Source organism: Duncaniella sp. (assembly GCF_029056165.1).
GTDB lineage: Bacteria > Bacteroidota > Bacteroidia > Bacteroidales > Muribaculaceae > Duncaniella.
This window is the reverse complement of record NZ_JAIDBW010000010.1, coordinates 23,073-49,750: the sequence shown is the minus strand read 5'-3', so window position 1 is coordinate 49,750 and position 26,678 is coordinate 23,073. Positions and strand designations below refer to the sequence as shown.

Below are 26,678 nucleotides of genomic sequence, written 5' to 3'. Positions count from 1 at the left end.
ATGGATTTTGCAAATAGAATCATATCGCGCCTCTTGGCTGTCGGTCATCGGCTGGCCGCTATGGTCGTAGCCTCGCTCATACTGGTTTCCTGCGCCGACGGCAGTCTGCGCGACGCTGAACCGACTGATCCGAAAGCCGGCTATATAACTATTGATCTTTCGAGCTCGTCGCTCCGTTCGCGTGCACCGGAGGCTGATGTTGACAATCTGAATGAAAATCTGATCTCCAAAGCTCTCATCTGCCTCTTCCCGGATGTGGCCTACGGCGAGTCGGACAAGCCTGCGATGATGCAGACCGTCGATATCAACCAAAGGACTGAGGCCACCGTGCAGATTCGTATTTATGATGATCTCATTGGAAAGCTCTTCCCTGCAGGGATCTCAACGGCCCGCGCTTATGTGATAGCCAACCTGCCCGCATCGACTGTCGTCCCCTCTGACCCGACTCTGGCCGAACTGCGCGCGCTCCCCATCGAGGCTGACTTCGCCTCAAGCGGTCCCCAGCCCTCTTTTGTCATGGATGGCGAAGCTCCCATCACGCTTACGGCCGACCCCAACGATCCTTCGCGGAGTTATGTCACGGGTGAAATACGTCTCACGCGCGTTGCGGCGAAACTTACGCTCGGAGTCAGCGTGGCTGAAACTGTCACTGACGGTAACGATGTCGTATGGGAGTCAAGACCGGCTGATATGTCAGTCCTGATTTCCAACGGTGTCAATCGTTCGGAAGTTAAGCCCATGCACTATACTCCTGCTCCCGATGATTACTTCAGCACAGCTACGAATGCTCCTGTTGAGTCGCATAGGGAGCGGAAATTCACCAATCGGGGCGGTAATTATCCTTTCGTGCTTAATTCGCCGTTCTACACCTATCCGAACTCGTGGACTGCGGATGGCGATAACATGACCTACATGACACTTGTCGTGCCTTGGAAGAAGCAGAACGAGGAGTCATACCGCACCTGTTACTACACTGTGCCCGTCCTTCGTGATGCGCAGGCTCTGGTCAGCAACGTTTCCTATCGTGTGAACATCAATGTCAACATTCTCGGCAGTTCATCGCCTGATGATCCCTTGCAGCTTGACGATCTGAGCTACCGTGCTGTCGAGTGGGGAAGAGAAGAGGTCGGCGTCGATATTGAGGATTACCGTTATCTTGTCCTTGATGCCACTGACTATGTGGCCAATAATGAGGCGTTGGTAAATATACCCTTCTATTCTTCTCACGAAACTACCATCACTGACACGAAGGTGACATACTATCTTTACAACACCACTGCTGCCGGCCTTGAAGAACCGGTAACCATCACTGATGCACAAAATTCAAGATCAACCACGACTCTTAACGATAGTACACAGCATATCTACTCCTCATGGATCAATAACAAGATTGATTCCGTGACGGCTACGCGTACACTGTTGTTCCATCATCCGCTTTATCAGTGGGATCCACGCACTAGCACCGGTGGAGTTGTCTATCTCGGACTTAATGCTAATGATGAGTATCCGACCACCACATTGCAGACTCGCCTTAATCAGATAAATTATTATGTGCGGACTGAAAATATTGCTTTTTCCCGCTATGAGATAGAGATTACGCTTGTCCACAAGGATAAGATCGGTCAGCCGGATGAGGCTAATTTCACCGAAACTATCAAGATCACCCAATATCCACAGATGTATATTGAAACTCAGAAGAATTTCTACGGAGGAACGAGTAGAACTGAAAGAACTGCCGCTCGTGGAAATATGTATGATAACGGAAATCAAAATGGAAATACTCAAAATTGGTATGTAGCTTACGGACTTGGTGGTGATGCGGGTAATGCGAATCCAAATCAGTATGTGATATCGATTACTTCCTTTAATGATGATAGATATAGTATTGGAGATCCGCGTGTTACCGCTATTAATAACTTGAATAATAATTTTAATGGAAATGCTCCTGCAAATGGATGGGCAACTGCTCCGGGTATAGAAAATGCCAATACTGATAGTCCGACATCTACAAGAAAACTATCGTATTATTATCCGACAGATCAAAGTAATGCCATGCAGTATCGAGTTGCTCCCCAAATTAGAATCGCATCTTCTTATGGTGTTTGTTACAACTTGTCATACGAACAGGCACAACGTAGATGTGCTTCATATCAAGAACTTCAGTATCCAGCCGGTCGTTGGAGAATTCCTACGTTTGGCGAGATAGAATATATTATCAATTTGTCTGCGACTAATAAAATACCTGTTCTATTTAATAGCGGAGGTCGATATTGGTCGGCTCAAGGTCGTATTATTGCAACAACTACAGATGGAAAATTATCTGCTCCTTCTGGATTTGACACTGATAATGGATGGAACAACAACAGTACAGCTGTTCGATGTGTCTATGATGAGTGGTTTTGGGGAGATGACGTAATTAAAACGACTCAGACTCAAACGTTTGACAATGAAACATTCCCGTTATATCCATTTGTATGGGGTGACAGGCAACAATGAATTATAAATAAATTGTATTGACGATGAAAATTCTCCGATATATATTCCCGATTCTGACCCTGATCTCTTTGGGGTCATGTAGCGATGAGCTGCAGTCTGTTGGTGAGCCGGCGGGAGAAGAGGGTGGAAATACAATAAAGGTCGATGTAACGCTCAATGTGGCCGATATTGCGGCCGCATCCAGCCGTGCGTTCACTGATGAACCGGATTACTCTGACCTGAAACTCCAAGTGGTGGAATATGTCCTTGCCTCAGGCCCGCTTGACGGCAACATGTTCACCACCAACTACACTGATTCAATAAAAAACATCACGACCAATGGCGATGGTGATGTTCACTTCTCCATAGTCCTCAACAAGACTGATGAGCCGCGTGTGTTGAACTTCATCGCTACTCCAAAGGATGTCGAGCTGACCGTCCCCTACGGACTTGAAGGAACATCCGTCCCCGGTCTGACCCTTACGGATCAGACCCCTGCCTATTGGCAGCGCGTAGAGTTCCCCGACGGTTATGGCGTGTATGATAGCGATGGTAAGTGGACCACCAATGAGCAGGTTCAGGGCAAGCTTACCCATGTCCCGATGATACGCAATTTCGCAAAAGTTTCGCTTCGCGTGGCCGATGGTGCGGGTTTCACGCTCGAAGGCTTCGCCCTGCTCAACCGTCCGGCGGTAGGAACTGTCGCCCCGTGGAACACGACCACCATGGAGTTTCCGACTTTCCTGTCAGGCGATAAGCTTCTATCCTATAGCGATATTAATGCAACCTATCATGGCCGTTCGCCGGGCAATCAGGTAATAGAGGCCGATCCCGCGACCGCTACATACAACACGGACGCTAAATATCTCTACGAACGTCCGCAATCATCCATCAACAATCCCGTGGTCATAATGCGCGGACGCAGGAATGGCGCGACGGCTTCGACATATTATAAGATTGACCTCGGTTACAAGGATGGGAATAATTTGTTCAGATATTATAACATCCTCCGTAATTTCGAGTATGCCATCACTGTGAATGCAGTCGGAGCTGACGGCTACGCCACACCGCAGGCAGCTATGGACGGAGTGGTGTTTAATAACTTCTCCTTTGACATCAATACGCGTCAGATGCTCAATGTGTCCAACGGCCGTGACATGCTTTGGGTCAATCAGACTACTTTTGTGGTGACAAATGCGGATCAGAGGGAGATCACACTGCGTTATCGCTATAAAAAGAATATCTCGAACAATGGAGGTACGGCGTCAAACGGCGATATCAGGTTCCTTGATCTCGAAACCGGAGAGGCGATAGATAATATCACATACGGGACATCGGACGATAACGACGGCTGGAGACAGGTGACCATTACGACACCCATACCCACTTCCGACCGAAAGATGCAGGAGTTTGTGGTGTATGATCCGGCGACAGGTCTTGGCCGTACGATCACGATTGTAGTCCGCACTCCGTGGTTCTATACCGATGAAGGTGTCTGGGGCGGTAACTATGACTACTATGACCAGTTCATAGAGAATCCTGAAATTAGGGATGAATGGAAAGGTTTTGTATCAAGCAGTGCTACCATCGGTCAGCCTCTGACTGTCCGTTTCCATATCGATGACAATATTCCTGAAGCTCTATTCCCGCTTACATTCACCTTTGAGTCAGATCGTCAGAATATCGAGAATAATAAGGTCGGTAATCTTGTGGTGGTTTCCGGTCCAAGCTTCTTTGATGCAAGTAAAACAACGATCAAGTATGTGAAGACAGTCACATGGGCTGACTATAATTCAGAACTTACCCATGATAATCAGACAGGTACGATCGTCGATGATGACAATGACGGTATAACAAGCCATGTTGTCCGCGCACGCTTCCAGACAATTCTTCCGATAAGCACCACACAAACGACGTGGATTTATGTCTATAATCCATACATACGTGTTCAAGGTTCTTCATCTGATTATCTTGGAGTAAGCTTCACCGGAAAGGAGGGTACGGCTCCTACTCCGACAGAATGATAAGTAATTACAATGAAATTTCATAAGGTTTGCGAAGCTTTTTGGATACTGTCGGTTTTGGCGGTGAGTTCCTGCAAAGGGACAGCCGTCAGACCAGACGGGAATGAAGCTGGCGGTCCATCCGTCGTGCAGGAGTCAGAGGGGGGCGGTCAGGCGGCAGCCGGGATGTTGCCCATGCCCGCCATCCCCGACTCTCTCCGCACAGTGGAGGATCGTGCCGCTTACTTTGTGACCCATTACTGGGACGCTATGGATTTTGAGGATACGTCACTGAGCCTCGACACAGCTTTCGTCGAGCAGAATTTCTCCAATTTCATAGCTCTTCTCCCTGTTGCCCCCACAGCGGTGGCCGACAGTGCCGTCGGGAGTCTTCTCGCGCGTTCGGCAGCCGAGCCGCGGGCCTTCGAACTGCTCGTCGCCACGGCTGACAACTATCTCGATCATCCGAATTCGCCGATGCGCAATGAGGAGACCTACATACTGTTTCTCCGCCATCTGCTTGCTCCGTCGGTGGTATCCCCGGCCTTGCTGACCGAAAGTTCGCGCCTGCGCTTGGAACACCGTTTGGAGGAGGCTATGAAGAACCGCCCCGGCACACGTGCCGCCGATTTCCGCTTCGTCACGCGTCAGCTGAGGGGTGGAAGTGTTGACGGTGAGAATCCGGCTGTGGCGGTCGGACCGGAGACCACGCTATTGAAGTCGCTGGCCGCGGCAAGGCAGACGCTCGTGGTGTTCTATGATCCGGACTGCGAGCACTGCAAGGAAATCATGAAGCAGTTGGCGACAGCCGACCTGCCGACCGATGTCAATGTGCTTGCAATAGCCGTCGAGACGGACCGGGGGTCGTGGGAGATGACCGCAGGATCTCTTCCCCGGTCATGGACGGTGGGCTTCGCCACCACGCCGATTGTTGATCAGGAGCTCTATTCCTTCCCTGCCGCTCCGACACTCTATCTGCTGGATAGGGATGGGACGGTAATAATGAAGGATGCGCCGGTCGAGGCGGTCATAAACAATCTACAACATTCGTGACCATGAAAAATATGTCGTCATAATATACAATAAGTTTCATTACCACCAACAAATTCCAATATCTCGGCGGTCTTCTGCGTTGATGCAGCGGACCGTTTTTTTATTGTTTAATGCATAATTCATATCGGAATGGATAAATTCCCGTGTGGCAGGGCCTGTGCTTGCGCTGGCCCTACAACCGGTTTGATTTTGACACGGCATAGTTATGAATAATGCATTGAATAAAGATTAAGCATTAAAAAAGAAAAACTTCCCGACGCATTTGCGACCGTTGCCTAAGCGGTGACGCGTTGCGTTGGGAAGTACATACCTACTGATTTTTGCTATGGAGTAGAGTTCCGTAGGGATAATATGTTGATACCTTTTGAGGGGAAAGGAGGGATGAGTCGGGATGTCCGGACACTTCATCCGATGGCGGAGGATGTGGGTCATACGGCCTTGTTGTCCTTGAGGACCACGGGGAGTGCGAGAGTGTTGACTGCACCGGCTGCATCGGTCGGGAGAGCCTTGAGCAGTACGAAGAATTCAGGAATCATGTAGGCCGGGACGTTCTGTGCCATCGTGTTCTTGACCCATGAGAGTCGGAACGACTTGGTCTTGGGAACGACGTAGGCCACGAGATATGCCGAGCCTTGCTCGTCGGAGTAGTGGACCACTGCGCAGTCCTCCACTTCGTCGCTCTTGCGGATTGCGCGCTCTACCTCGCCGGTGACCACCTTTTTGCCGAGTATGTTGACCTCGCTGTCCTTGCGACGGATGAATGCATAGTTTCCGTCGGGGAGCTGACGGCCCATGTCGCCTGTGCGGAACACGCGGCGTCCGTCGGCCAGAGTGGCGAAAGGCTGAAGATCGGCGCGATGGTCGCCCGTATAGTAGTCGGCCAGACCGTCGCCCACGAGGCAGATCTCACCTTCCTTGCCGGGAGCGACCTCGCAGAGCTGGTCGTCTAGGAGGAGGACGTCAGTACCGTTCATCGGCTTGCCGATGGGGAAAGTGCCGTCGGGGAGCACCACGCCTGTGTTGCAGCAGTAGGTCGTCACGCTGACGGTGGCTTCTGCAGGGCCGTAGGTGGTATAGACGGGGACTTGTTCGAGAAGGTGACCCACGGTGCTTGCATGGAGCACGTTGCCGCTGCTGATGAGCAGGCGTACGATGACCGGGAGAGCCTTCACGGCATTGAGTTCCATCATGAGGTAGGGGAAACCGCTGACGACAGTGACGTAATTGTCGTCGATGAAGCGTATGAGCTTCTCAGGATCGTTGCGTGTCTCAGATGAGGGGATGGCGATCACGGCACCGCTGAGGAGCGCGCCGAACACTTCCTGAATGAAGATGTTCATGATGCAGGCTGAGAACTGCAGCAGAGTGTCATCGCCGCTTATATTGTATGTGCGTTTGAATGAATCGGCGAAATGTACCACCTGACTGTTGCCTACGGCCACTCCGAGAGGATAACCGTCGGGGGTAGAGGTGTAGATGATGTAGGCGGGGCGGTCGGCCTGCGAACGGTCGGGCAGGGGATGGAGTGCGGGGTCGATATAGACTTCGCTGCCGATGATGAGGCGAGTGAATTCGTTGAGCAAACCTGCATGCTGTTCCTGAGTGATGACGAAGTCAACACCACTTTCAATAAGGAATGTAGTCAGGCGGTTGGGCGGAAAGTCAGGTTCGACAGCCACGAATGCGGCTCCGGACTTGATGACGGCCATCATTGCAGCCACCATCTCGACGCTGTGGTCCATGACTATGCCTACGCGTGCGGGGATAAAGGAAGGAAAGCGGGATATGAGTGAATCGACCAGACGGTCAAGACCTGAATAAGTGACGCAGGTGCGTTCGTCGATGACGGCGGGGTGATCGGGGTCATTATTGACGATTTCTTTGAAGCGTGAGTAAATTGTGGGTTCCATAGTTATTACATCCTTAAAAGTTTTTTCTGTTTTTCTGTCTGTAACCGAATTGTAACATCGGTTTGTACTATAATAACGGCATTCCCCCCGTTGAGGTTTTCGGAAAATTGTTAAAAACCATGAGAATAAAAATTTTCCCCCACTACAAGTAGCTGTAATGGGGGAATGGGGTAATAAATTTAGGAAATTGCGGGTGGTAGTGTCCGAATTTATCCAGACGGTGGGTCAGAATAAAACCGGTCCTTTAAAGAAGTCCGAGGAGCTGCTCGCCGGCCTTCTTGGTATCGACTTTAGAGATTATATGGGTCACGTTGTGGTCGGCGTCCGTAACGAAAGTAGTGCGGACGGTGCCCATGTATTCGCGCCCGGCCATCTTCTTTTTCTGCCACACGCCGAAAGCCTGATTGACTTCGGTAGTCGGGTCGGAGAGGAGGATGAACGGCAGTGAATACTTTTCGGCAAACTTCACGTGGCTTGCGACCGAGTCCTTGCTGATGCCGATTACGGTGTAGCCCTTGGCTGCGAGTTCGCTGTTGAAGTCTCGGATCGAGCAGGCTTCGGCAGTGCAGCCGGGAGTGTTGTCCTTTGGATAGAAATAGATGATCAGGGGTGTGCCTGCGAAATCGGAGCTTTTCACTTCTTTACCCTCGGCATCGAGGCCGAGCACTTCGGGGATTTTATCGCCAATATTCATGATTAGGGGGGATTTATGATATGTTTTGGGAAATTCGTTAATGGGACGGAGAGAGTTTGCAGGGGCAAATGTAATGAAATTGGTCAAATAATGCTAACTTTGTGGAAATGAAATCGCCGATCACCATAGTAATTCCTGCCTATAACCGTGAAGCCGTCATCGGGCGCACGCTCGCTTCGATAGCTGTGCAGACGGTGATGCCCGCACGCGTGGTGCTCGTCGATAATAATTCGTCGGACAGGACCGCTGATCTTATGCGCGAGTGGGCCGCAGAGATGAAAGGCTGTGAAGTGATGGTGTTAACCGAGCATGAACCGGGTGCGTGTGCCGCACGCAACCGCGGACTGCGCGAGGTCGGGACTCCGTTTGTGATGTTTTTCGATTCCGACGACGTGATGCATCCCGGCCACGTGGCTGATTTCACTGAAGCTATTGAGAAGCATCCCGGAATTGATATATTCGGGCGGAGTATATGGCTTGAGGATATCGACGGCAGTCGCCGTAAACTTTTCTACAAGGCTTCATCGCCGCTGTTCAACCACATATTCAGAGCTTCGCTATCGACGCAGCGTATGGTTGTGAGGACGGAGCTTGTGAGGCGCGCCGGGGCTTGGAATGTCGGTCTTGACGGATGGAATGATTATGAGCTTGGGGTGAGGCTGCTTCTCTTGACGGACAGGATATATGAATTGCCGGGCGAGCCGACAGTGACCACTTATCGCTTGGCGGAATCGATCACCGGTCTGAGCATGAGCGCGAACAGCTCACGCTGGGAAAAGTCGCTTGAGCTTATCGAGACCTGTCTGAGAAAGGCGGGGATGGAAAAATGGGTCGATATGGTGGATTCTCGCCGCATGATTCTCGCCGCGCAGTATCGCAGGGAGGCGGACACGGCTCGGAAACTTGGCCGCGAGGAGTTGGCTGACAACGCGCTCATGCAGGCAGCGCGTCTGCGCGCTGAAGTGCTTGCCCGGACCGGCAGTCCGATGCGTATGCGGATGATCTATCTCCATAACCGCTGTCTCAACCGTCTGACTTGGATGCTCGTGCGAGTGCTTTTCCCGATGGTCTGACGTGACAGATCTCCCTGATGGTGGTTTAGCGTTTAGCGGAGCATATCGCTGACGCGCTTAAGGGCTGCAAGGAAAAGGTCGCATTCCTCACGCGTGTTATAGACGGCGAATGAGGCGCGGACTGTTCCCTCGACTCCAAGAGCGTGCATGAGCGGCTGGGCGCAGTGATGGCCGGTGCGGACGGCAATTCCGAGTTTGTCGAGGAGCATTCCCATGTCGTAGTGGTGCTCTCCATCTACAAGGAAGGAGATGATGGCACATTTTCCGGGAGCGTTGCCATAGATTTTCAGACCGGGAATCTCGTCGAGCATACGGCGTGTGGTGTATTCGAGCAGTTCGTGCTCGTGGGCGGCAATCTTCTCAATACCGATACTCTCCATATAGTTGATGGCTTCATGTAGGGCTGCAATGCCGATGAAGTCCGGAGTACCGGCCTCGAATTTATAGGGCAACTCTGCGTAGGTGGTCTTTTCAAAACTTACGGATTCGATCATCTCGCCTCCGCCCTGATAGGGAGGCATCTCCTCCAGATGCTTGCGCTTGCCGAAGAGCACGCCGACACCGGCAGGACCATACATTTTATGAGCCGAGAAGGCGTAGAAATCAGCGTCGAGATCCTGCACGTCTATTTTAAGATGGGGAGCAGCCTGCGCACCGTCGATGAGCACCGGGACACCGTGGGCATGGGCCTCGGCTATGATTTCTTTGACCGGATTGACCGTGCCGAGGACATTGGACGCATGGCAGACGGTCACGAAGCGCGTATGCTCGTTGAAAAGCGTGCGATAGACATCCATGTCAAGCGATCCGTCCTCACGGATAGGGATCACGCGCAGCTTGATGTCGGCATGGCGTTGGAGCAACTGCCAAGGGACTATATTGGAATGGTGTTCCATCACGGAGAGGATTATTTCGTCACCGTCGCGGAGGAATGCACCGCCGTATGAAGCAGCCACGAGGTTTATCGCCTCGGTAGTTCCTCTGGTGAAGATGATCTCGTCCGTTGATGGAGCGTTGATAAATTCCTTCACCTTCCTGCGCGCCGCTTCCTGAAGCTCGGTGGCCTCCATGGAGAGTGTGTGGACTCCGCGGTGGACGTTGGCTTTGGTTTTTGTGTAGCCTGACATGATCGAGTCAACCACCTCGCGCGGGGTCTGCGAGGTGGCGGTATTGTCAAGATACACAAGCGGGCGACCGTAGATCTTACGGTCAAGTATGGGATATTCGGCGCGTATTTTTTCTAAGTCCATGAGTTAGAGTATAGAGAGTATAGAGGGGGAAGTATAGAGTACAGAGATAAAGGGGGACTGCCGATCAGCATTCCTTGCCCTGACAGCCTGCGCAGTCGCCGAGCGAGCCTGAGAAGCGGCGATCGACGAGATGGAGGAGACGCTCACGCAGTCCGCTGATGTGGACACTGTCAATGACATCCACCATGAACGCCTGCATGAGCATCGTACGGGCTTCGGCTTCGGGGATGCCGCGCGAGCGCATGTAGAACAGTGCGTCGGTGTCGAGCTGGCCGGTAGTGGCTCCGTGTGAGCACTTCACATCGTCATTGTAGATCTCAAGCTGCGGTTTGCAGTGCATCTTCGCTGTGGTTGAGGCGAGTATGTTGCGGTTGCTCTGATATGCTTCCGTGTATTGCGCACCGGGGGCTACGAGTATGCTGCCCTCGAAAGCTCCGGTGGCAGTGTCATCGAGCACATATTTGAACAGCTGATTGCTGTGGCAACGCGGTTTGAGATGACGGATGGACGAGTCATTGTCGATGTGCATGCTGTCTGATCCGATGACCATGCCGGCGAGGTGTGTCTCGGCGTTCTCTCCGTTAAGCTCGATGGAAAAATCGTTGCGTGTGGTTCCGCAGGTGAGTGTGGTGGAATTGAAGGAATAGTATGATCCGGCTTCCTGATGCACGAATGTGCGGGCATAGCGTGAGGTCAGCGCGGAGGATTCTTCGATCGAACATGCTTCGAAGCGTGCACCTTCACCGACGTGGATCTCGGCGATCTGTGACGCAAGGTAGCTGTTGGTGCGTTCCTGAGTGTGGTCACACACGAGCAGCTGGGCTTCCGCTCCATCCTCGATCACGATGAGGAGACGACGGAAGGCAGCCGATGATACGGGCGATGAGAAAATGTTGACGAGCTGAAGAGGGCGGGGCAGACGCACACCACTGGGGACGTAGATCATCACTCCGTCCTGCGCAAGGAGGGTGTTGAGTGCTACGGAGGCTTCGTCCATCGGAGCGATGGAAGCATAGTAGCGGTTCACGATCTCCGGTAATTCCTCGGCTGCACGGCGCAATGATCCAAAAAAGACGCCTTCGGGAAGTTTGTTTTCGAGCAGCGAGGTGGGGACGAAAGCATCGTTGATCACCAGTCCGAGCAAGGTCGAGAGAGCGGGCACGTCGCATTTGAAGCTTGCAGCGACGTCAACGGGGATATTGACACGGGAAATATTCACACCGTAGTCAGGCGTGAACATTTCCTCGATGGATGTCTTTTCAAATCCTTCACAGTTTTTGTCAGGGAGACGTGCATCGCGCAGTCGGCCGAGAGCTTCGTCACGGACGGCATTAAGCTTTCCGGCGGAGTGAGAGCAGATGGTGTCGCGGTTCTCCTCGAAAAGCTTTATGTATTGTGTCAGGGCATTGCTCATAGGTCATTCTCCTCCTTAATCCAGTCATAGCCCTTTTCTTCAAGTTCGAGTGCCAGTTCGGGACCGCCTGTCTTGACGATGCGTCCTTTGTAGAGGATGTGCACGAAGTCGGGACGGATGTAGTCAAGCAGACGCTGATAGTGGGTGATGACTATGGTGGCGTTCTTGTCAGTCTTGAGTTTGTTGACGCCTCCGGCCACAACGCGGAGCGCATCGATGTCAAGGCCGGAATCGGTTTCGTCGAGAATGGCTACGCGGGGTTCGAGGACGGCCATCTGGAAGATCTCGTTGCGCTTCTTCTCGCCTCCGGAAAATCCCTCGTTCACCGAGCGTGATGCAAGTTTGTTGTCAAGCTCTACGATGGCGCGTTTCTGACGCATCATTTTCAGGAAGTCGCTTGCGCTCAACGGCGGTTCGTCGAAATATTTGCGTTTGGCATTGACGGCCGCACGCATGAAGTTCACCATTGACACTCCGGGAATCTCTACCGGATACTGGAACGAGAGGAAGAGTCCCTCATGACTGCGATCCTCAGGCGAGAGGTCAAGCAGGTTCACACCGTGGAGAAATGCCTCTCCCTCGGTGACAGTGTAGGACGGATTTCCGGCGAGAACCCCTGAAAGGGTACTTTTTCCTGATCCGTTAGGACCCATGATGGCGTGGACCTCACCCTCGTTGATTGTGAGATTTACACCACGGAGTATTTCTTTACCCTCGACAGAGGCGTGAAGGTTGCGCACTTCAAGTAGTTTTTTGCTCATCCTGATAATGTATATACTGTGAGTTATAGTCAGTTCTTTATTTTATGATGCGAAATTACTTAATTTCTCTCACCTACCCAAACATTTTGGGTGTGACTTTGGTTTGCTTAGGTCGTTATCAGGATATGGACTGGAATTCCTTTGTCGGCGTAAGGCTGTTTTTCATGAATGAGACAACAATTAATGGCTTTCATCGCCCAAAAGCGACCGAATATAGGACTGATTTTCTAAATAAATGTTAAAATAGGGACGTGTAACTATAATGTGTTACGATTGTCACCGGATTGTAATATTTGCGCCTTACCTTTGTATCGTGAAATTAATCAAGCCTCTTTAGAAAGTTAAAGAGAAGCTGACAAAGATATAGAATCAATACCAAACACGAAAATTTTACGGTTGCAAAATAGTTTTTTAGTAGAAAAACCAAGAAATTTATCACATTCTTACAGAAAGGCTGTCGAGATCGACAGCCTTTGTTGCATATATGCGTTTCTGTATTTTGTACCAGAGTCTGCCGGGTGAGCCATAGTGTCGAAATATGGATACAAAAAAAAGAATGAGTAACGAAATCCGAAGATTATCAATTACTCATTCTCCTCTCTCCTCAGCGGTATGGACGGGACTCGAACCCGCGACCCCCTGCGTGACAGGCAGGTATTCTAACCAGCTGAACTACCACACCAAGGTTTTGAGATGCATCGTGCAGCTCCGTTTTTTATCGCCCTTTGGCGTTGCGGTTACTGCCGTTTTGCGAGTGCAAAGTTAAGACGGTTTTTTCAACTGTGCAAATTTTTTTACAAGAAATTTTGAGAAAATTTCAAAATTGTCATTTCCGGACGATTTATTGCCCGCGATTGGCGGAGAAACGGCGTGTAGGACTATTCTTTCCGAGGCTAAATTCTATTGCTCGTCCTTAGACAGGCTCATGCCTTTAAGTATCGCATCCTTGTTGACGGGCAGAAGATGATGATGGCGTTCAGGAAGAGTCTTTTTCAGTCCCTTCATTACGGCTTCGACCGGAAGGAGGTCACGAACCTTGAGGAGTGCGCCGAGGAGCACCATGTTATAAGCCTTGCTTGTGGAAAGTTCGAATGTGGCTTCCATTGCATCCACCGGCACGATCTTTATGTCCTTGCGCGTAGGAGCATGGTGGATGCTGTACGGATCATAGATGAGCGTACCTCCGGGCTTGACCTTCGACTCGAATTTGTCGAGACTCTGCTGGTTGAGCAACACGGCGGTATCGTAGGAATTAAGCACGGGGCTGCTGATCGGGGCATCCGAAAGAATCACGGTGACATTGGCCGTGCCTCCGCGCTGTTCAGGTCCGTAGGCCGGCATCCATGTGACTTCGAGTCCGTCCATGAGTCCTGCGTATGCAAGGATTTTACCCATTGAAAGGACGCCCTGTCCGCCGAAGCCGGCTATGATGATTTCTTCTTTCATAAATTGTCTTCTTTAATGACTATGTCGGAGTGTGCTGTGTCAGTCCTTCGCAGTTGTATCCTTGAGATCCCCTATAGGATATTTTTCAAACATGTTCTTTTCCATCCATTCATTGGCCTTGACCGGCGACATTTTCCAACCGGAGCTGCAGGTGGAGACTATTTCCACTACGGATGTTCCAAGACCGGCCATGCTGTTTTCAAAAGCCTTGCGGATGGCCTTCTTTGCTTTGCGGACTGCGGCGGCTGTCTCGACGCTCTGTCGGGTTACATAACAGGTACCGTCAAGCATCGTAAGGATGTCAGTGATGCGGAGGGGATAGCCGTTAAGCTCTACGCGACGTCCGTAGGGGGTGGTGGAGGTGACCTGACCTTCGAGAGTTGTAGGGGCCATCTGGCCGCCGGTCATGCCGTAGATACCGTTGTTGATGAAGATGATGGCGATGTTCTCGCCACGGTTTGCGGCATGGATGGTCTCGGCGGTGCCTATGGCAGCAAGGTCACCGTCGCCCTGATATGTGAATACGAGGCGCGACGGATTCAGCCTCTTGACGGCTGTGGCTATGGCCGGAGCACGTCCGTGGGCCGCTTCGATCCAATCAATGTCGATATAATTGTAGGCCATCACCGCACATCCGACCGGAGCGATCGCTATGGCGATGTGTTCCGCACCCATTTCCTCGACCACTTCTGCAACGAGTTTGTGGACCACTCCGTGGGAGCATCCGGGGCAATAGTGCATGATGTTGTCGTTGAGCAAGCGGGGCTTGGTCTGGACTATATTGGAGGCTTGTTTGATTTCTTCAGGAGTCATGACACTTACTTTTCAATGATTTTTTTAAGGGCATCGAGCACTTCGGAGGGATCCATGACGATTCCGCCCATGCGTCCGTAATGATGGACAGGCAGACGGTCCTCAAGGCTCAGGCGGACATCCTCGATCATCTGTCCGGCATTGAGTTCCACGACAAGGATGGCCTTGACTTTCTTGCTCAGACGCTTGATCTCTTCTGACGGGAAAGGCCAGAGGGTGATGGGGCGGAGTATGCCGACCTTTATGCCCTCCTCGCGTGCTTCCTCCATGGCTTTCTGGCAGATGCGTGCCACTGAACCGAAAGCCACGATGAGATATTCGCAGTCGTCGGTGCAATGCTCCTCCCAGCGGGTTTCGTTGGCTTCGATAAGTCGGTAGCTCTCCTGAAGGCGGATATTGTTGCGCTCCATGGCCACGGGATCAAGCTCAAGTGTGGTCATGATGTTGGGCTTTCGTGTGGCCGGACGGCCTGTCACTGCCCACGGGCACTGTTGAGCAATCTCTTCGTCGGTACGGCGCGGACGCTGGGGCGGAAGCACTACCTTCTCCATCATCTGTCCGACGATACCGTCGGCAAGCATCATGACGGGATTGCGGTACTTGAATGCAAGGTCGAAACCGAGTCCGACAAAATCTGCCATCTCCTGAACGGAAGCCGGAGCGAGGACTATCAGGCGGTAGTCTCCGTGGCCGCCTCCTTTGGTGGCCTGAAAATAGTCGGCCTGCGAGGGCTGTATGGTTCCGAGGCCGGGGCCTCCTCGCATACAGTTTATGATGAGTGCCGGGAGCTGTCCGGCTGCTATGTAGGAGATGCCCTCCTGCTTTAGACTGATGCCGGGGCTTGACGATGATGTCATGCAGGCTTTGCCTGTTGCTGCACCGCCATAGACCATGTTGATGGCAGCGATCTCGCTTTCGGCCTGAAGCACGACCATGCCGGTTGTCTCCCACGGCATGAGTTCTTCGAGCGTCTCAAGGATCTCGCTCTGAGGAGTGATGGGATAGCCGAAATAACCGTCAACCCCATAGCGGATAGCTGCGTGGGCCACGGCTTCATTGCCTTTCATCAGTCTGACTTCGTCTTGCATATTGTTCTTGATGTGTCCGGCGGACAGTGTGTGATGATTGTCACCGCCGGAGGAGTGTTTAAAGAATTGCGTAGTTTATTTTCGGCACGGAGGTGTGCCGTTAAGGGAGATAAAGGGTCGTTTATTTCTCCACGACGCGATATACCGTGATGCATCCGTCGGGACAGACGGTAGCACATGCGGCACATCCGATGCATTTGTCGGCGTTCTCGTCGGTTACGAAATGATACCCCCTGTCATTGACTTCTTTGGGCTGGAGCTTGAGCACATCGCACGGACAAGCGACAACGCAAAGGTCACATCCTTTACATCGCTCTCTGTTGATGTCAACAGCTCCTATGATTTTTGCCATATCGTTATTCGATTAAATGAAAAATGAGGCCGGGGAGGGATCGACGGAAGCCTCGTTGAAAAATATTATTTTTTCAACACAAATTTAACGATAATATTTAGATATATATGCTTTTAATAAAACTTTAACCATTTGCACAATTGACAAATGGTTGTGTAACCGGGCTAAAAGACAAAATTATAGTCCTTTAAGTCTTATTTATTGGTTAATTATCCTTATTGAAAGTGAAAATATCTTTATTAAGATTGGTGTCGGCAACGTGGACTCTCACACCTTTAACGGAAGGCGAGTCCCATATTTCAGCTATATTATATGACGCGAAGTACGCGCGGTCATGATAGTCCGTAGGTTCGGCCATTATGTGGACCAGATAAAATTCAGGCATTTCCGAGTCACGAGTCGAAGGGTCAAGAACGAGAGTGAACACCCGCGGATCTGTCGAATACGTGAGCCTCAGATGGAAATTGATGTACGTACCTGACCGCCACGAGCTATAGATGAACACCTTGTCACGGTTCCAGTTGTCATATTCCTTTTTCCATTCTGTCTCGGCTGAGCCATTGTTGATTCGGGCGGCCGACAGAAGGTTGATCCTGTCATCCGTATATGCCTTGCCGTTTTCAGGAATGTAGCGTATCATCATGCGCGTTCCCGCCTCGGTATCTTCAAGTGTCTTGTTGGAAGTGAGGGTGATGAGCGGCGAATCATTGACCTGCCGGAAAGTGAATACCGAACCTGAATTTCCGGTCAGATGTCCTTCGTAGGTGACAATATCCCAGAGCTGTGCATCCACAGGTCCATCCACGCCATCCTCGACTGAACATGCCGTGAGCAGCGTTGCGATGATTACAGGGACTAAAAATCGGAGACGGAAAGGCAGGGTGGACATTATGATTGGCTGTGGGGTGATGGTGAGATTTTTAGGTGACGCTTATGAGCCGGAGGGAGGAATCAGACTATCAGGCCATCCTTCATGTGGATCACGCGGTCGGAGTTTAAGGCAAGCGTATCGTCATGAGTGACGATTATAAATGTCTTGCCGGTAGCCGCCCTCAGTTCGAAGAAGAGTTTGTAAAGTTCAGCACGGTTGTAGCTGTCAAGGCTGCCGGTAGGTTCGTCGGCAAGAATTACCTTCGGGTCATTGATGAGGGCGCGTGCCACTGCCGCGCGCTGTCGTTCACCGCCCGACAGTTGTGATGGACGGTGATCCAGACGCGCTCCGAGACCAAGGTCTCCGAGGAGTTGTCTTGCACGGGTGAATGCGTCCGAACGCCTTGTGCCCCCGATCAGGGCCGGGAGGGCGACGTTTTCTTCAAGGGTAAATTCCGGCAGGAGCTGATGGAACTGGAACACGAAACCCATGTTACGGTTACGGAAACGCGCGAGTTTCGAATCCTTCATCACTGTGATCTCCTCACCGTCAAATTTAACGCTGCCACTATCGGCACGCTCAAGCGTGCCGATTATCTGTAGCAGCGTAGTCTTGCCTGCTCCGCTCGGCCCGACTATGGTCAGCATTTCACCGTCGGCGATTGAAAGTGACACACCTTTAATCACCTGAAGTTTGTCGAAACTCTTGCGGATATCTGTGACCTCTATCATTTACAGTCAGGGGGGATGGAGTTTGGCTATTATGATTTGTGTTTGATGAGCGGCGGGGCAACATCAGATGGAGAGACGGCGGAGGGTCTCAAGAAGCTCACGGTTGATGGGCTTGTCGTTCTTAATGGCCTTGGAGAAGGGCACATAGACGATCTCGTCATTGCGGATGCCGATCATCACGTTGCGCTGTTCTTCAAGAAGAGCGTCGATAGCGGCTGCTCCCATGCGTGAGGCGAGGATGCGGTCATGAGCAGTAGGCGAGCCACCGCGCTGGAGATGTCCGAGGATGGATACGCGCACGTCATAGCCGGGATATTCGTCCTTGACACGCTGTGCGAGACCCATCGCGCCACCGGTTACGGGGCTTTCGGCCACGAGTACGATGGACGAGTTCTTGCTCTTACGGAAACCGTTCTCGATAAGTTCGGCAAGCTGATCGACCTCAGTCGAGATCTCCGGGATGATGGCTGCTTCTGCTCCAGAGGCGATCGCACCGTTGAGCGCGAGGAAGCCTGCGTCGCGTCCCATCACTTCGATGAAGAAGAGGCGTTCGTGGCTTGTCGCCGTATCGCGGATCTTATCGACACATTCCATGATGGTGTTGAGGGCAGTGTCGTAGCCGATGGTCGAGTCAGTACCGTAAAGATCATTGTCGATGGTGCCGGGGAGGCCGATGATGGGGAAATTGAACTCGTTGGCAAAGATGCGCGCACCGGTGAGCGAACCGTCACCGCCGATGACGACAAGAGCGTCGATTTCATGACGCTTGAGATTGTCGTAGGCCAGCTGGCGGCCTTCGGGGGTGGTAAATTCCTTGCAGCGTGCGGTCTTGAGGATCGTACCACCTGCTTGGATTATATTTGAAACATTCTGAGTCTTGAATTCCTGAATCTCGTCGGTGATGAGACCTTTATAGCCTCGGTAGATACCTTTGACTTTAAGGCCGCCGTAGATCGCCGAGCGGGTGACGGCGCGGATGGCGGCGTTCATGCCGGGAGCGTCGCCGCCTGAAGTCAGTATGCCTACACATTTGATGTCTGCCATAATTTTATAATTTGTATGGTGAGCGAAAGTATGATTCGCAAAGTTAGGGCTAAATTATGAAATTAAGCCTTATCGGAACGTAAAAAAATGTCAAGGAAGCACTGTCGCGGAGATGATGCGGACATCATCGACGGGACGGTCATAGCCGTCTGTCTCGACCTGCTGGATTTTATCGACTACATCCATGCCTTCGAGCACACGTCCAAAGACGGTGTAAGTGCCGTCGAGGTGTGGAGTTCCGCCCTCGCGCATGTACATCTCGCGCTGTTCGGGTGTGAAGTAGGTGGAATCGTTGGCAGTGAGTTTTTCGGTTTCCTCAGCGAGTTTGTCGCGGAGCGCGTCAAGTCCGGCCTGATCGCGGTTGCGGCGCATTGCCATAATGCTGTCGCGGTAATCGGCTGAGAGCTGGTTGAACACATCCTGCTTGTGCTGCATGATGGCCTTCTGTTCCATTGCGTCGAGCTGGCCGGCAGAGAATTTGCGTCCGGTGACGATGTAGAACTGTGAGCCGGATGATTTGCGTTCGGGGTTCACGTTGTCGCCCTGACGTGCGGCAGCGATCGCACCGCGATGGTGATAGTGCTTGGGAAAATCGATTTCGGCTTCGATCTCGTAGCCCATATCACCTCCGCCGAGCATTTTGCCCTTGGGAGCGTCCTTTGAATCAGGGTCACCGCCCTGAACCATGAAGTCGTTGATGACGCGATGGAAAAGCAGACCGTCGTAGTGGCCAGACTTTACGAGTTTCACGAAGTTTTCGGTGTGGCGGGGAGTGTCACCGTAAAGAAGAATGGTGATGTCGCCCATGGTGGTGTGAAGGAGCACCTTCACATCTCCGGGATTGATTGTATTGTTGTCCATTGTGGCTGTAGGATTAGTTTCTGTCTCTGAAGTGGCTTCAGTGGTTTTCGCATTGGTGGATGCGCAACCTGTGAGACCCGCGAGGGTGCAGAGGATGAGGAGGGTGGAGATTACGGATTTCATGATTCTATGAAAAAATAATGGGGGTATATTGTCTTATTGATGAAACAGAGTTTCCTGTGGAATGGTTGACAGATCTATGCTTTTCCGGCATATATCCGGAGTATGCGCGGGATGAATTTATCGTAGGATAGGTTGTCGTCAAAGTATTTTTTGCCTGCCTCGCCTATGCGTTTCCGCAGGGGGACGTCGGTGAGGAGCAGATCTATGGCTTCCGCGAGTTCCTCCGGTTTGCGCGGGCTGACGAGAAGTCCTGTCACCCTGTCGGTCACGTATTCAGGCTGTCCACCGTTATCAGTGGTGATGATGCTGACTCCGTTCTGTTGAAACTCAATGTTGGAGAGGAGGAATGAATCGCGGACGATCGAGGGTGAGATTCCTATGTCGGCCTGACTCATGAGCTGCCGGGCTTCGGAACTGAAGCCATAGAAATGAATGCGCCCGGCAATATTGTGTTCGGCTGCGAGTGCCTGCAATTGTCCGGTATAGTCTTTCGGATGGCATGATCCTATGAATACCATTGCGAATTTTCTGTGGGCAAGCATTGAAAGTGCCCTGACTATGTCGCCGCAGCCTTTCGATTCGCGTACGCGTCCTGAAAATACGAGCAGGGGGGTGTCGGCTGGGATTGAATACTTGTCGCGCAGCGCCTCTACAGGGGAGGGCTCGAAAGGGGGGATGCTGTTGTGGACAACGGTGCATTTCTCCTCCGGAAACCACCGGTTTGCGCCGTGCCAGCATTTGCGCGCCATTTCCGAAACGAAAATTATCCTGTCGAGTTGCCGGAAAAGGTGGCGGAAAAAGATATTTGCAGGAGTGCGGTGGGCCTCATGATGGGTGAGGATCACGCGTGCGCGGTTGCCGGCAAGTCTGTTGGCCAGAATGGCGACAGGGACAAAACGCGTGTTATGAATGTTGACCACATCCGCCTCTGACGAACGTATGATTTCTGCAAGCTGCCTGATTGTCCCGCGGTCAAGTGCCCACCGGAACGGCAGAGGGGTGTATTCATTGCCGCTTGCTTTCAGACGTGAGCCGACGGCCTCCGAATCGCGGGTGACGTAGGTGAGACTGTGGCCCTGTGCGGTCAGGGCTGTGCTCAGGTCGAGGATGTATTGCTCCGCTCCTCCCCAGATCTTACCCGGAAACACTTGTACAATGTTCATCGTGCGCCTGCTGTATCAGATGTGAATGAATTTCAGGTTAGGATGTCCGTGTCAGAGTCCCTGCGGGGGATTTAACCGCTTGTAGATACGGCGGAAATTGTCGTCCTTCGCGGACAGTTCTTCGGCATGTTCGGCATAGTCCGGTCCCCATATAGTGGTTACGAGATCGGGCAGATAGCGGCGTTCACGGTCCTTCTCGATAGCGGCTGAGATAAGCTTGGAGATAGCACCGGCGTAATTTTCGGGATCTATGGCGTAAAGATAGCGGGCAGCCGAAACGGTGAACTGGCCTGTGGAATCGACAAGTATCATGTTATCGACCAGTTCGCTCATGATTTCGTCACAGCCACCGATATGGTTGGCGATGTATTCGTATGTGAGCAGCCCGTCAGGGTCCTGTAAGAGGCTTTTTTTGAGATCTTGGTCCATTGTGGATGATTCGTGAAAAATATTGTGCAAAAGTACTTATAATCGCTTAATAATCCAAATCGAGGATGGTGGATTGGTCAGATTTGGAATTAGAGTGTCGATAATAGCAGAAATTTTGTCCGAATATGGTAGATTTATGTAAAATTTGCTAATTTTGCCCTCGAACTATAAAAATCATCCCTCAAATCCTCATTATTGAAATGGGCAAACCGTTGGATTTAACGAAGCTTGCATTGATGCAAAATTTTTTCACCGAGTTCTCCACTCTCGGTGATGACTATGTGTTCACACGTATGACGGAGTCAGGGCGTACGGACGATAATTTCTTCGATAGTGATCCGGTGAGGTTCGACGGAATGGCGTGGCTGCTGTGTTTCGGCGGAAAGCTTGAGATCGAAGTCAATCTGAATACGACTGTCCTCCGGCCTAATTCAATCCTTGTTACCCGCCCCGATTCATTTTATAAAATCAAGAGTATCGACTGGAATGGGTTGGATTGCTACATGCTTTTTATCTCAAGGGATTTCATCCGCGACATCAACTTTGATCTTAATATCCTTGGGTCGATCCCTCGTCCGGTATCTAATAGCGAGGGCAAGATCGTCCACGATATCTCTCTTGACGATGGCAAGCTGCTCAAGGAGTACTATGCCATACTCCATCACAACACCCGTGATTCAGACAATACCTATTCCAAATCTATAGCACGCTGTGTGATAGCCGCGCTGACCTATCAGCTCATACAGATAATCACCCGCTCCATCCCGGCTGAGAGCAAGGAACGTCCGCGTTCGCGCCGGGCAGCCTACGTCAATGATTTCATTGAGCTTGTCCATGAATATTATCACCGTGAGCGTTCGGTGGCTTTCTATGCCGACAAGCTGTTCATATCTCCCAAGTACCTCTCGCTCATAATCAAGGAGTCGCTCGGACGGTCGGCGGCAGAGATCATAGATGACTATGTGATTCTCGAAGCGAAGAATCTGCTCCGTTTCTCCGGCAAGAATATCCAGCAGGTGAGCTACGAACTGAATTTCCCCAATCAGTCGTCATTCGGGAAATATTTCAAACACCTCGTGGGGCTTTCTCCGTCGGAATATCAGCGTTCAAACTGACACCGGAGCGGGCATTTACGTTCCGACCTTTTTACCGTTCATTCTCTAAACTTCACTGACCATGATAATAACTCTCCCTCCGCGCACGGGAGGTGCGCCATTGACCGTCGATACGGCTGAAAACCGCCAGATACTCATAATCGGTGCCAACGGTTCCGGAAAGACCCGTTTTGCCAACCGCATGATGGCCTCGCTCGGAAGCAAGGCATTCAAAATGTCGGCCATAAAAGCTCTTTACGGCCGCGATGACGAAAGCCTGATCGAAGGTTCGGTTGACACGCTCTATCATAGCGTGACCGACGGCGGGACAGGGATCATACGCAGCGACATCCGTGGGGAGTTTGACCGTCTGCTTGCGTTGATGCTCCACGAAGAGATGACCAATCTCATCCAGTTCAAGTATTACCCCGATGGTGAGGACGGAAGGGCACGCAAGGTGCGCCATCCCAAGCGCGACGTGCTTCCGACCACCCGCCTCGACCGGCTGATTGAGCTGTGGGAACGTGTGTTTCCCGACAACCGAATACTCATCGAGAGTGGACGTCTGATTTTCGGCAGTGGAAATTCCGACGACACTTACTCTTCGTCCAAACTGTCGGCTGGAGAGAAAGCGGTGCTCTACTATATCGGTGCGTCGATGTATGCGCCGGAGGATGGGGTGATTTTTGTCGAGTCACCCGATCTTTTTCTCCATCCTTCCTCCACGCGTTCGCTTTGGGACAGCATCGAGAGGCTGAGACCTGACTGTACGTTTATCTACATCACCCACGATCTTTCATTCGCCTCGACGCGTGCCGACGGCACTACTATATGGGTCAAGTCATGCGACTCTGCGGCGGGAGAGTGGGACTATGATTTCATGACCTCGGCCGACGGGCTTAACGATGAGGTCTTTCTCGCCATTGTCGGTGCGCGCAAGCCGGTGCTCTTCATCGAGGGCGACGGGGTCAACTCCATTGATGCGAAGCTTTATCCCCTCATCTTTCCGGACTATACCGTCAAATCGCTCGGAGGTTGTGACCGTGTCATCGAATCGACCCGTACATTCAACAGCCTGCGCGCCTTCCATAATCTTGATGCCTTCGGCATTGTCGATCGTGACCGCCGCGACGAAGGTGAGGTGGGCTATCTGAGGAAGAAACAGGTATTTGTCCCCGATGTGGCGGAGATCGAAAACATATTCATGCTGGAGAATGTGGTGCGTGCCGTTGCTGCCTATTATCACCGCGACCCTGACGAGGTGTTTGCCAAGGTAAAGAAAGCCATTATGAGGCTTTTCGAGACAGATCTGCGTCAGCAGGCGTTGATGCATACGCGACACATAGTCAAAAAGACCGTCGAGCACCGTATAGATGGCCGTTTTGCCAATATCAACAAGCTGGAGGAGCATATCAATGACCTCTGTCAGTCCATCAATCCGCGTGGTATATATGAGCAGTATTGCCGTGATTTCCGACGCTATATCAATGAGGGCGACTATGACTCCGTGTTGCGGGTCTATAACCGTAAGACCATGCTGTCTGAAAGTCATGTTGCGCGTGCCTGCGGACTGAAACGCGACGACAAGGATGCCTACATCCGTGCCATCCTCACGATATTGAAAGATGACCGCGGTCCTGCCTCGGCCATCCGTGCATCAATCCGTGCCACCTTCGGACTTGATTGATTATACAGTAATTGATTATACAATATATGGTAATATAGTACGGAGGATTTGCCGAGATTCAATCTTGGCAAATCCCCCGTACTGTATATCAGGAGTATGGATGTGAAATTCACATCGTTTGTTTATGCTTGATTGCCGTTGGCCGTGTCACTTGAGGGTTTGGTATTACCCGCATTTGTGGATGTGTTTGTGCTGTCATTTGTTGAGTTGGTGTTTCCTGCGAGCGATGAGTCGGCTTTGACTGCGGGAGCGGGGTCTGTCATGTCGGCCGGTCTGGGCTCGGTGGCTCTGACGGGAGGTGCTGCAGGCTGAAGAGGAGTGGCGTTGGTCATGCGCACAGTGGTGACATCCGTGCCTGAGGGATCGTTGAACAGACGCAGGCCGAAGTCGATAGCGGTGACGGCGATGTGTTCGAACATTTCACTTTGGATAGCCTCATAGGCAGTCCACGCTGTCGTGGCAGTGAAACACCAGATCTGCAGGGGTATGCCTTCACCGGTCGGTGCCATCACGCGGACAAGGATCTGCTGGTCGTGACGTATGGCTGAATTATTGAGAAGCCACTGGCACATATAGATGCGGAAGAGGCCGAGGTTGGTCTTGTTTGTGCCGTTGACAGTAGCCAATCCCGGATCGTAGTCAGGATGGCCGAGAGCCTCGATCTTTTTGAGGTAGCTGTCCATGATGGGATATTTGGCTCTCAGGGTGGCTATCATGTCGGGGGTGGTAGGCATGATGGTATCCGAATCAATGATTACTGAACGTGCTATCTGACGACATCCGCTGTCCGACATTCCGCGCCAGTTCTGGAAGGAGGTGGAGATGAGGGTGTAGGGAGGGAGGGTTACGATGGTATTGTCCCAGTTCTGCACCTTTACGGCAGTGAGGGTGACATCGATCACGATACCGTTGGCGATCGTCGAGGGAACGACGATCCAGTCACCCACGCGAAGCATGTCGTTCTGCGAGAGCTGGAGTCCGGCAACGAGTCCGAGAATACTGTCCTTGAACACCAACATGAGTACGGCGGCAAATGCACCGAGACCGGTGAAGAGGTTGACAGGCGACTTGTTGACTATGATCGAGATACTGATTATTATGGCAATGAACCAGATGATGCCGAGAGTGGTGTCGAGGATGCCACGCAGAGGCAGGTTCTTGCTATTGCGTGTCTGATCGAAACGCAACCATATAAAACTCGTCACAGTGCAGACGGCCCGGCAAACTACGATTACAGTGTAGATGAGTAAAATTCGGTAAATTATGGTCTGGACAGGAGTTTCTTCCGTAAAGGCGAAAGGCAGGAGCGCGAGCAGGACGAGCGGCGGGATGATGTGGCTGCAACGTCCCAGCACATTGTGACTGATGAGCTCTTTGCCGACCTCGCTATGGCGCAGGAGCATGAACTTGCGCAGAGCGTATAGGACGATTGATTTGATGGCCCAGCCGAGGAAAAGTGCGAGGCAGACGATTATTGCGACATAGATTATCTCCTCGATCAACTGATCTTTTTCAAGACCGATGAGGTCGAGCAGGTGATGGATATGAACAAGCAGCCACTGTGCCACTTTGTTCGACGGAATCAGGGCGGTTAGCAACATGGTTGAAACGGGAAAATAGTTGAACGTTGATTTTGATAATGGGATGAACAAGGGGATATATTGATTATTTTTATACATCCGCTGTATCAGTCTAACGCTTAATTCTCGCGGGTTGTTTGCTCGTTTGGCAAAAGCTTGCTAAATTTGTGGAATGTGTAATGTCCCTGTAATCCTTGATTTCATTAATACGCTTGTCACGCTTGCCGTCTTTGACAGCGTGGAGTTCTATGTGATAGCAGCCGTGATCGCGGCTGCCATCGTTGCATTTACTGCCAGAGGAGGCGATCGCGGGCCGGTCAGGCAGTTCCTGCTACCGGGAGTGCTCACCCTGTCTGCAACCCGTAGGGATAAGCCGTCTATCGAACTGATTTGTTGCGATGACGGGGCAGTGGTGCTCCGCCGTCACGGTGTGGAGGGGATCACGCTTTCAGGGGCTGTAAGTCTGGCTGTCGAAGTCAACGGTTTCGACGTCCGGATTATCGAACGCACAGTACCCGGCCGTCCCGGTGACACGGAGATCATCGACACAGCCGACTTCATACTTGAATTTATGGGCGCGGAACGATACTTCATCAACTACACCGCGGAGGATGCCGCCCTCTTTGTCGCCGTCACCCTCCACAACCGCCCCGGCATAAGGGTTGAAAAGACTATGCAGTAATCCTTACTTTAATAAGATAAATACTTGGTAAGTCTGTGGCAGAATGTATAAATTGCGGGTTCTACAACCGGGTTAATTTTG

The 26,678-nt window shown here is 51.7% G+C and carries 23 protein-coding genes and 1 tRNA gene; 7 read left to right on the top strand and 17 right to left on the bottom strand.

Annotated features, from left to right (window positions below):
• Genes K2G41_RS01760 through K2G41_RS01750 form a run of 3 tightly spaced genes read left to right on the top strand, consistent with a single transcriptional unit; the run spans position 1 to position 5,531 of the window.
• Positions 1–2,496 (top strand): hypothetical protein, encoded by a 2,496-nt coding sequence (locus tag K2G41_RS01760; protein ID WP_300113559.1) that lies wholly within the window; start codon positions 1–3, stop codon positions 2,494–2,496.
• Positions 2,497–2,519: 23 nt separating this feature from the next.
• Positions 2,520–4,499 carry a hypothetical protein gene (locus K2G41_RS01755; protein ID WP_300113556.1) on the top strand — a complete coding sequence of 660 codons (1,980 nt, stop codon included), beginning with the start codon at positions 2,520–2,522 and terminating at the stop codon, positions 4,497–4,499.
• Between the two features lie 12 nt (positions 4,500–4,511).
• Positions 4,512–5,531 (top strand): DUF5106 domain-containing protein, encoded by a 1,020-nt coding sequence (locus K2G41_RS01750; RefSeq protein ID WP_300113553.1) that lies wholly within the window; start codon positions 4,512–4,514, stop codon positions 5,529–5,531.
• Positions 5,532–5,959: 428 nt separating this feature from the next.
• Here the strand turns inward: K2G41_RS01750 and K2G41_RS01745 are convergent, their stop codons facing one another.
• Positions 5,960–7,441, bottom strand: a complete 1,482-nt coding sequence (locus K2G41_RS01745) for an AMP-binding protein (RefSeq protein WP_300113550.1) — start codon at positions 7,439–7,441, stop codon at positions 5,960–5,962.
• Positions 7,442–7,685: 244 nt separating this feature from the next.
• Positions 7,686–8,135 carry a peroxiredoxin gene (locus tag K2G41_RS01740; protein WP_300113547.1) on the bottom strand — a complete coding sequence of 150 codons (450 nt, stop codon included), beginning with the start codon at positions 8,133–8,135 and terminating at the stop codon, positions 7,686–7,688.
• A gap of 107 nt (positions 8,136–8,242) precedes the next feature.
• On the opposite strand from K2G41_RS01740, the gene K2G41_RS01735 reads away from it, so the two are divergent.
• On the top strand, positions 8,243–9,208 hold the full coding sequence (locus K2G41_RS01735) for a glycosyltransferase family A protein (RefSeq protein ID WP_300113545.1): 966 nt from the start codon (positions 8,243–8,245) through the stop codon (positions 9,206–9,208).
• 32 nt (positions 9,209–9,240) lie between these two features.
• Here the strand turns inward: K2G41_RS01735 and K2G41_RS01730 are convergent, their stop codons facing one another.
• The 14 genes from K2G41_RS01730 to K2G41_RS01665 all read right to left on the bottom strand — a co-directional run bounded on the left by K2G41_RS01730 (position 9,241) and on the right by K2G41_RS01665 (position 21,554).
• Positions 9,241–10,458, bottom strand: a complete 1,218-nt coding sequence (locus K2G41_RS01730; RefSeq protein WP_300113543.1) for a cysteine desulfurase — start codon at positions 10,456–10,458, stop codon at positions 9,241–9,243.
• Between the two features lie 64 nt (positions 10,459–10,522).
• The gene (gene sufD / locus K2G41_RS01725; RefSeq protein WP_300113541.1) at positions 10,523–11,872 is read right to left on the bottom strand and encodes a Fe-S cluster assembly protein SufD; all 1,350 of its coding nucleotides are present in this window, start codon (positions 11,870–11,872) and stop codon (positions 10,523–10,525) included.
• Positions 11,869–12,633, bottom strand: a complete 765-nt coding sequence (gene sufC, locus K2G41_RS01720; protein WP_300113539.1) for a Fe-S cluster assembly ATPase SufC — start codon at positions 12,631–12,633, stop codon at positions 11,869–11,871. The genes sufD and sufC overlap by 4 nt, the downstream gene beginning before the upstream one ends.
• Before the next feature lie 608 nt (positions 12,634–13,241).
• Positions 13,242–13,315 (bottom strand) — tRNA-Asp (locus K2G41_RS01715).
• A gap of 218 nt (positions 13,316–13,533) precedes the next feature.
• On the bottom strand, positions 13,534–14,079 hold the full coding sequence (locus K2G41_RS01710; RefSeq protein WP_300113536.1) for a 2-oxoacid:acceptor oxidoreductase family protein: 546 nt from the start codon (positions 14,077–14,079) through the stop codon (positions 13,534–13,536).
• Positions 14,080–14,118: 39 nt separating this feature from the next.
• A complete protein-coding gene (locus K2G41_RS01705) occupies positions 14,119–14,892 on the bottom strand; it encodes a thiamine pyrophosphate-dependent enzyme (protein ID WP_300113533.1) in 774 nt (257 codons plus the stop codon).
• A gap of 5 nt (positions 14,893–14,897) precedes the next feature.
• Positions 14,898–15,980 (bottom strand): 3-methyl-2-oxobutanoate dehydrogenase subunit VorB, encoded by a 1,083-nt coding sequence (locus K2G41_RS01700; RefSeq protein ID WP_300113530.1) that lies wholly within the window; start codon positions 15,978–15,980, stop codon positions 14,898–14,900.
• A 121-nt stretch (positions 15,981–16,101) separates the two neighbouring features.
• Positions 16,102–16,332, bottom strand: coding sequence for a 4Fe-4S binding protein (locus K2G41_RS01695; RefSeq protein ID WP_297070511.1), 231 nt, complete (start codon positions 16,330–16,332; stop codon positions 16,102–16,104).
• A 205-nt stretch (positions 16,333–16,537) separates the two neighbouring features.
• Positions 16,538–17,221: a NigD-like C-terminal domain-containing protein gene (locus K2G41_RS01690; RefSeq protein ID WP_300113528.1), complete on the bottom strand. Its 684-nt coding sequence runs from the start codon at positions 17,219–17,221 to the stop codon at positions 16,538–16,540.
• 62 nt (positions 17,222–17,283) lie between these two features.
• Complete coding sequence (locus tag K2G41_RS01685) at positions 17,284–17,934, bottom strand: ABC transporter ATP-binding protein (protein ID WP_300113524.1); 651 nt, start codon at positions 17,932–17,934, stop codon at positions 17,284–17,286.
• 63 nt (positions 17,935–17,997) lie between these two features.
• Positions 17,998–18,978, bottom strand: a complete 981-nt coding sequence (pfkA, locus tag K2G41_RS01680; protein WP_300113521.1) for a 6-phosphofructokinase — start codon at positions 18,976–18,978, stop codon at positions 17,998–18,000.
• A gap of 90 nt (positions 18,979–19,068) precedes the next feature.
• On the bottom strand, positions 19,069–19,962 hold the full coding sequence (locus K2G41_RS01675) for a peptidylprolyl isomerase (protein ID WP_300113518.1): 894 nt from the start codon (positions 19,960–19,962) through the stop codon (positions 19,069–19,071).
• Between the two features lie 74 nt (positions 19,963–20,036).
• The gene (locus tag K2G41_RS01670) at positions 20,037–21,125 is read right to left on the bottom strand and encodes a glycosyltransferase family 4 protein (protein ID WP_300113515.1); all 1,089 of its coding nucleotides are present in this window, start codon (positions 21,123–21,125) and stop codon (positions 20,037–20,039) included.
• Between the two features lie 51 nt (positions 21,126–21,176).
• Positions 21,177–21,554, bottom strand: coding sequence for a hypothetical protein (locus K2G41_RS01665; protein WP_300113512.1), 378 nt, complete (start codon positions 21,552–21,554; stop codon positions 21,177–21,179).
• Positions 21,555–21,790: 236 nt separating this feature from the next.
• Between K2G41_RS01665 and K2G41_RS01660 the strand changes: the two genes are divergently transcribed.
• Positions 21,791–22,669: an AraC family transcriptional regulator gene (locus K2G41_RS01660; RefSeq protein ID WP_300113510.1), complete on the top strand. Its 879-nt coding sequence runs from the start codon at positions 21,791–21,793 to the stop codon at positions 22,667–22,669.
• Between the two features lie 61 nt (positions 22,670–22,730).
• Positions 22,731–24,335: a DUF4435 domain-containing protein gene (locus tag K2G41_RS01655; RefSeq protein WP_300113508.1), complete on the top strand. Its 1,605-nt coding sequence runs from the start codon at positions 22,731–22,733 to the stop codon at positions 24,333–24,335.
• 122 nt (positions 24,336–24,457) lie between these two features.
• Here K2G41_RS01655 and K2G41_RS01650 read toward each other — a convergent pair whose 3' ends face one another.
• Positions 24,458–25,936 carry a mechanosensitive ion channel domain-containing protein gene (locus K2G41_RS01650; protein WP_300113505.1) on the bottom strand — a complete coding sequence of 493 codons (1,479 nt, stop codon included), beginning with the start codon at positions 25,934–25,936 and terminating at the stop codon, positions 24,458–24,460.
• Between the two features lie 151 nt (positions 25,937–26,087).
• On the opposite strand from K2G41_RS01650, the gene K2G41_RS01645 reads away from it, so the two are divergent.
• Positions 26,088–26,597, top strand: coding sequence for a hypothetical protein (locus K2G41_RS01645; protein ID WP_300113502.1), 510 nt, complete (start codon positions 26,088–26,090; stop codon positions 26,595–26,597).
• Positions 26,598–26,678 lie beyond the last annotated feature (81 nt).

Bases quoted from the DNA above. Each gene is read 5' to 3' on its own strand.
- sufC (WP_300113539.1), bottom strand. From the start codon at position 12,633: ATGAGCAAAAAACTACTTGAAGTGCGCAACCTTCACGCCTCTGTCGAG.
- K2G41_RS01760 (WP_300113559.1), top strand. From the start codon at position 1: ATGGATTTTGCAAATAGAATCATATCGCGCCTCTTGGCTGTCGGTCAT.
- K2G41_RS01695 (WP_297070511.1), bottom strand. From the start codon at position 16,332: ATGGCAAAAATCATAGGAGCTGTTGACATCAACAGAGAGCGATGTAAA.
- K2G41_RS01750 (WP_300113553.1), top strand. From the start codon at position 4,512: ATGAAATTTCATAAGGTTTGCGAAGCTTTTTGGATACTGTCGGTTTTG.
- pfkA (WP_300113521.1), bottom strand. From the start codon at position 18,978: ATGGCAGACATCAAATGTGTAGGCATACTGACTTCAGGCGGCGACGCT.
- K2G41_RS01710 (WP_300113536.1), bottom strand. From the start codon at position 14,079: ATGAAAGAAGAAATCATCATAGCCGGCTTCGGCGGACAGGGCGTCCTT.
- K2G41_RS01655 (WP_300113508.1), top strand. From the start codon at position 22,731: ATGATAATAACTCTCCCTCCGCGCACGGGAGGTGCGCCATTGACCGTC.
- K2G41_RS01685 (WP_300113524.1), bottom strand. From the start codon at position 17,934: ATGATAGAGGTCACAGATATCCGCAAGAGTTTCGACAAACTTCAGGTG.
- K2G41_RS01670 (WP_300113515.1), bottom strand. From the start codon at position 21,125: ATGAACATTGTACAAGTGTTTCCGGGTAAGATCTGGGGAGGAGCGGAG.
- K2G41_RS01755 (WP_300113556.1), top strand. From the start codon at position 2,520: ATGAAAATTCTCCGATATATATTCCCGATTCTGACCCTGATCTCTTTG.
- K2G41_RS01705 (WP_300113533.1), bottom strand. From the start codon at position 14,892: ATGACTCCTGAAGAAATCAAACAAGCCTCCAATATAGTCCAGACCAAG.
- K2G41_RS01735 (WP_300113545.1), top strand. From the start codon at position 8,243: ATGAAATCGCCGATCACCATAGTAATTCCTGCCTATAACCGTGAAGCC.
- K2G41_RS01700 (WP_300113530.1), bottom strand. From the start codon at position 15,980: ATGCAAGACGAAGTCAGACTGATGAAAGGCAATGAAGCCGTGGCCCAC.
- K2G41_RS01745 (WP_300113550.1), bottom strand. From the start codon at position 7,441: ATGGAACCCACAATTTACTCACGCTTCAAAGAAATCGTCAATAATGAC.
- K2G41_RS01660 (WP_300113510.1), top strand. From the start codon at position 21,791: ATGCAAAATTTTTTCACCGAGTTCTCCACTCTCGGTGATGACTATGTG.
- K2G41_RS01675 (WP_300113518.1), bottom strand. From the start codon at position 19,962: ATGAAATCCGTAATCTCCACCCTCCTCATCCTCTGCACCCTCGCGGGT.
- K2G41_RS01645 (WP_300113502.1), top strand. From the start codon at position 26,088: ATGTGTAATGTCCCTGTAATCCTTGATTTCATTAATACGCTTGTCACG.
- sufD (WP_300113541.1), bottom strand. From the start codon at position 11,872: ATGAGCAATGCCCTGACACAATACATAAAGCTTTTCGAGGAGAACCGC.
- K2G41_RS01690 (WP_300113528.1), bottom strand. From the start codon at position 17,221: ATGTCCACCCTGCCTTTCCGTCTCCGATTTTTAGTCCCTGTAATCATC.
- K2G41_RS01730 (WP_300113543.1), bottom strand. From the start codon at position 10,458: ATGGACTTAGAAAAAATACGCGCCGAATATCCCATACTTGACCGTAAG.
- K2G41_RS01650 (WP_300113505.1), bottom strand. From the start codon at position 25,936: ATGTTGCTAACCGCCCTGATTCCGTCGAACAAAGTGGCACAGTGGCTG.
- K2G41_RS01665 (WP_300113512.1), bottom strand. From the start codon at position 21,554: ATGGACCAAGATCTCAAAAAAAGCCTCTTACAGGACCCTGACGGGCTG.
- K2G41_RS01740 (WP_300113547.1), bottom strand. From the start codon at position 8,135: ATGAATATTGGCGATAAAATCCCCGAAGTGCTCGGCCTCGATGCCGAG.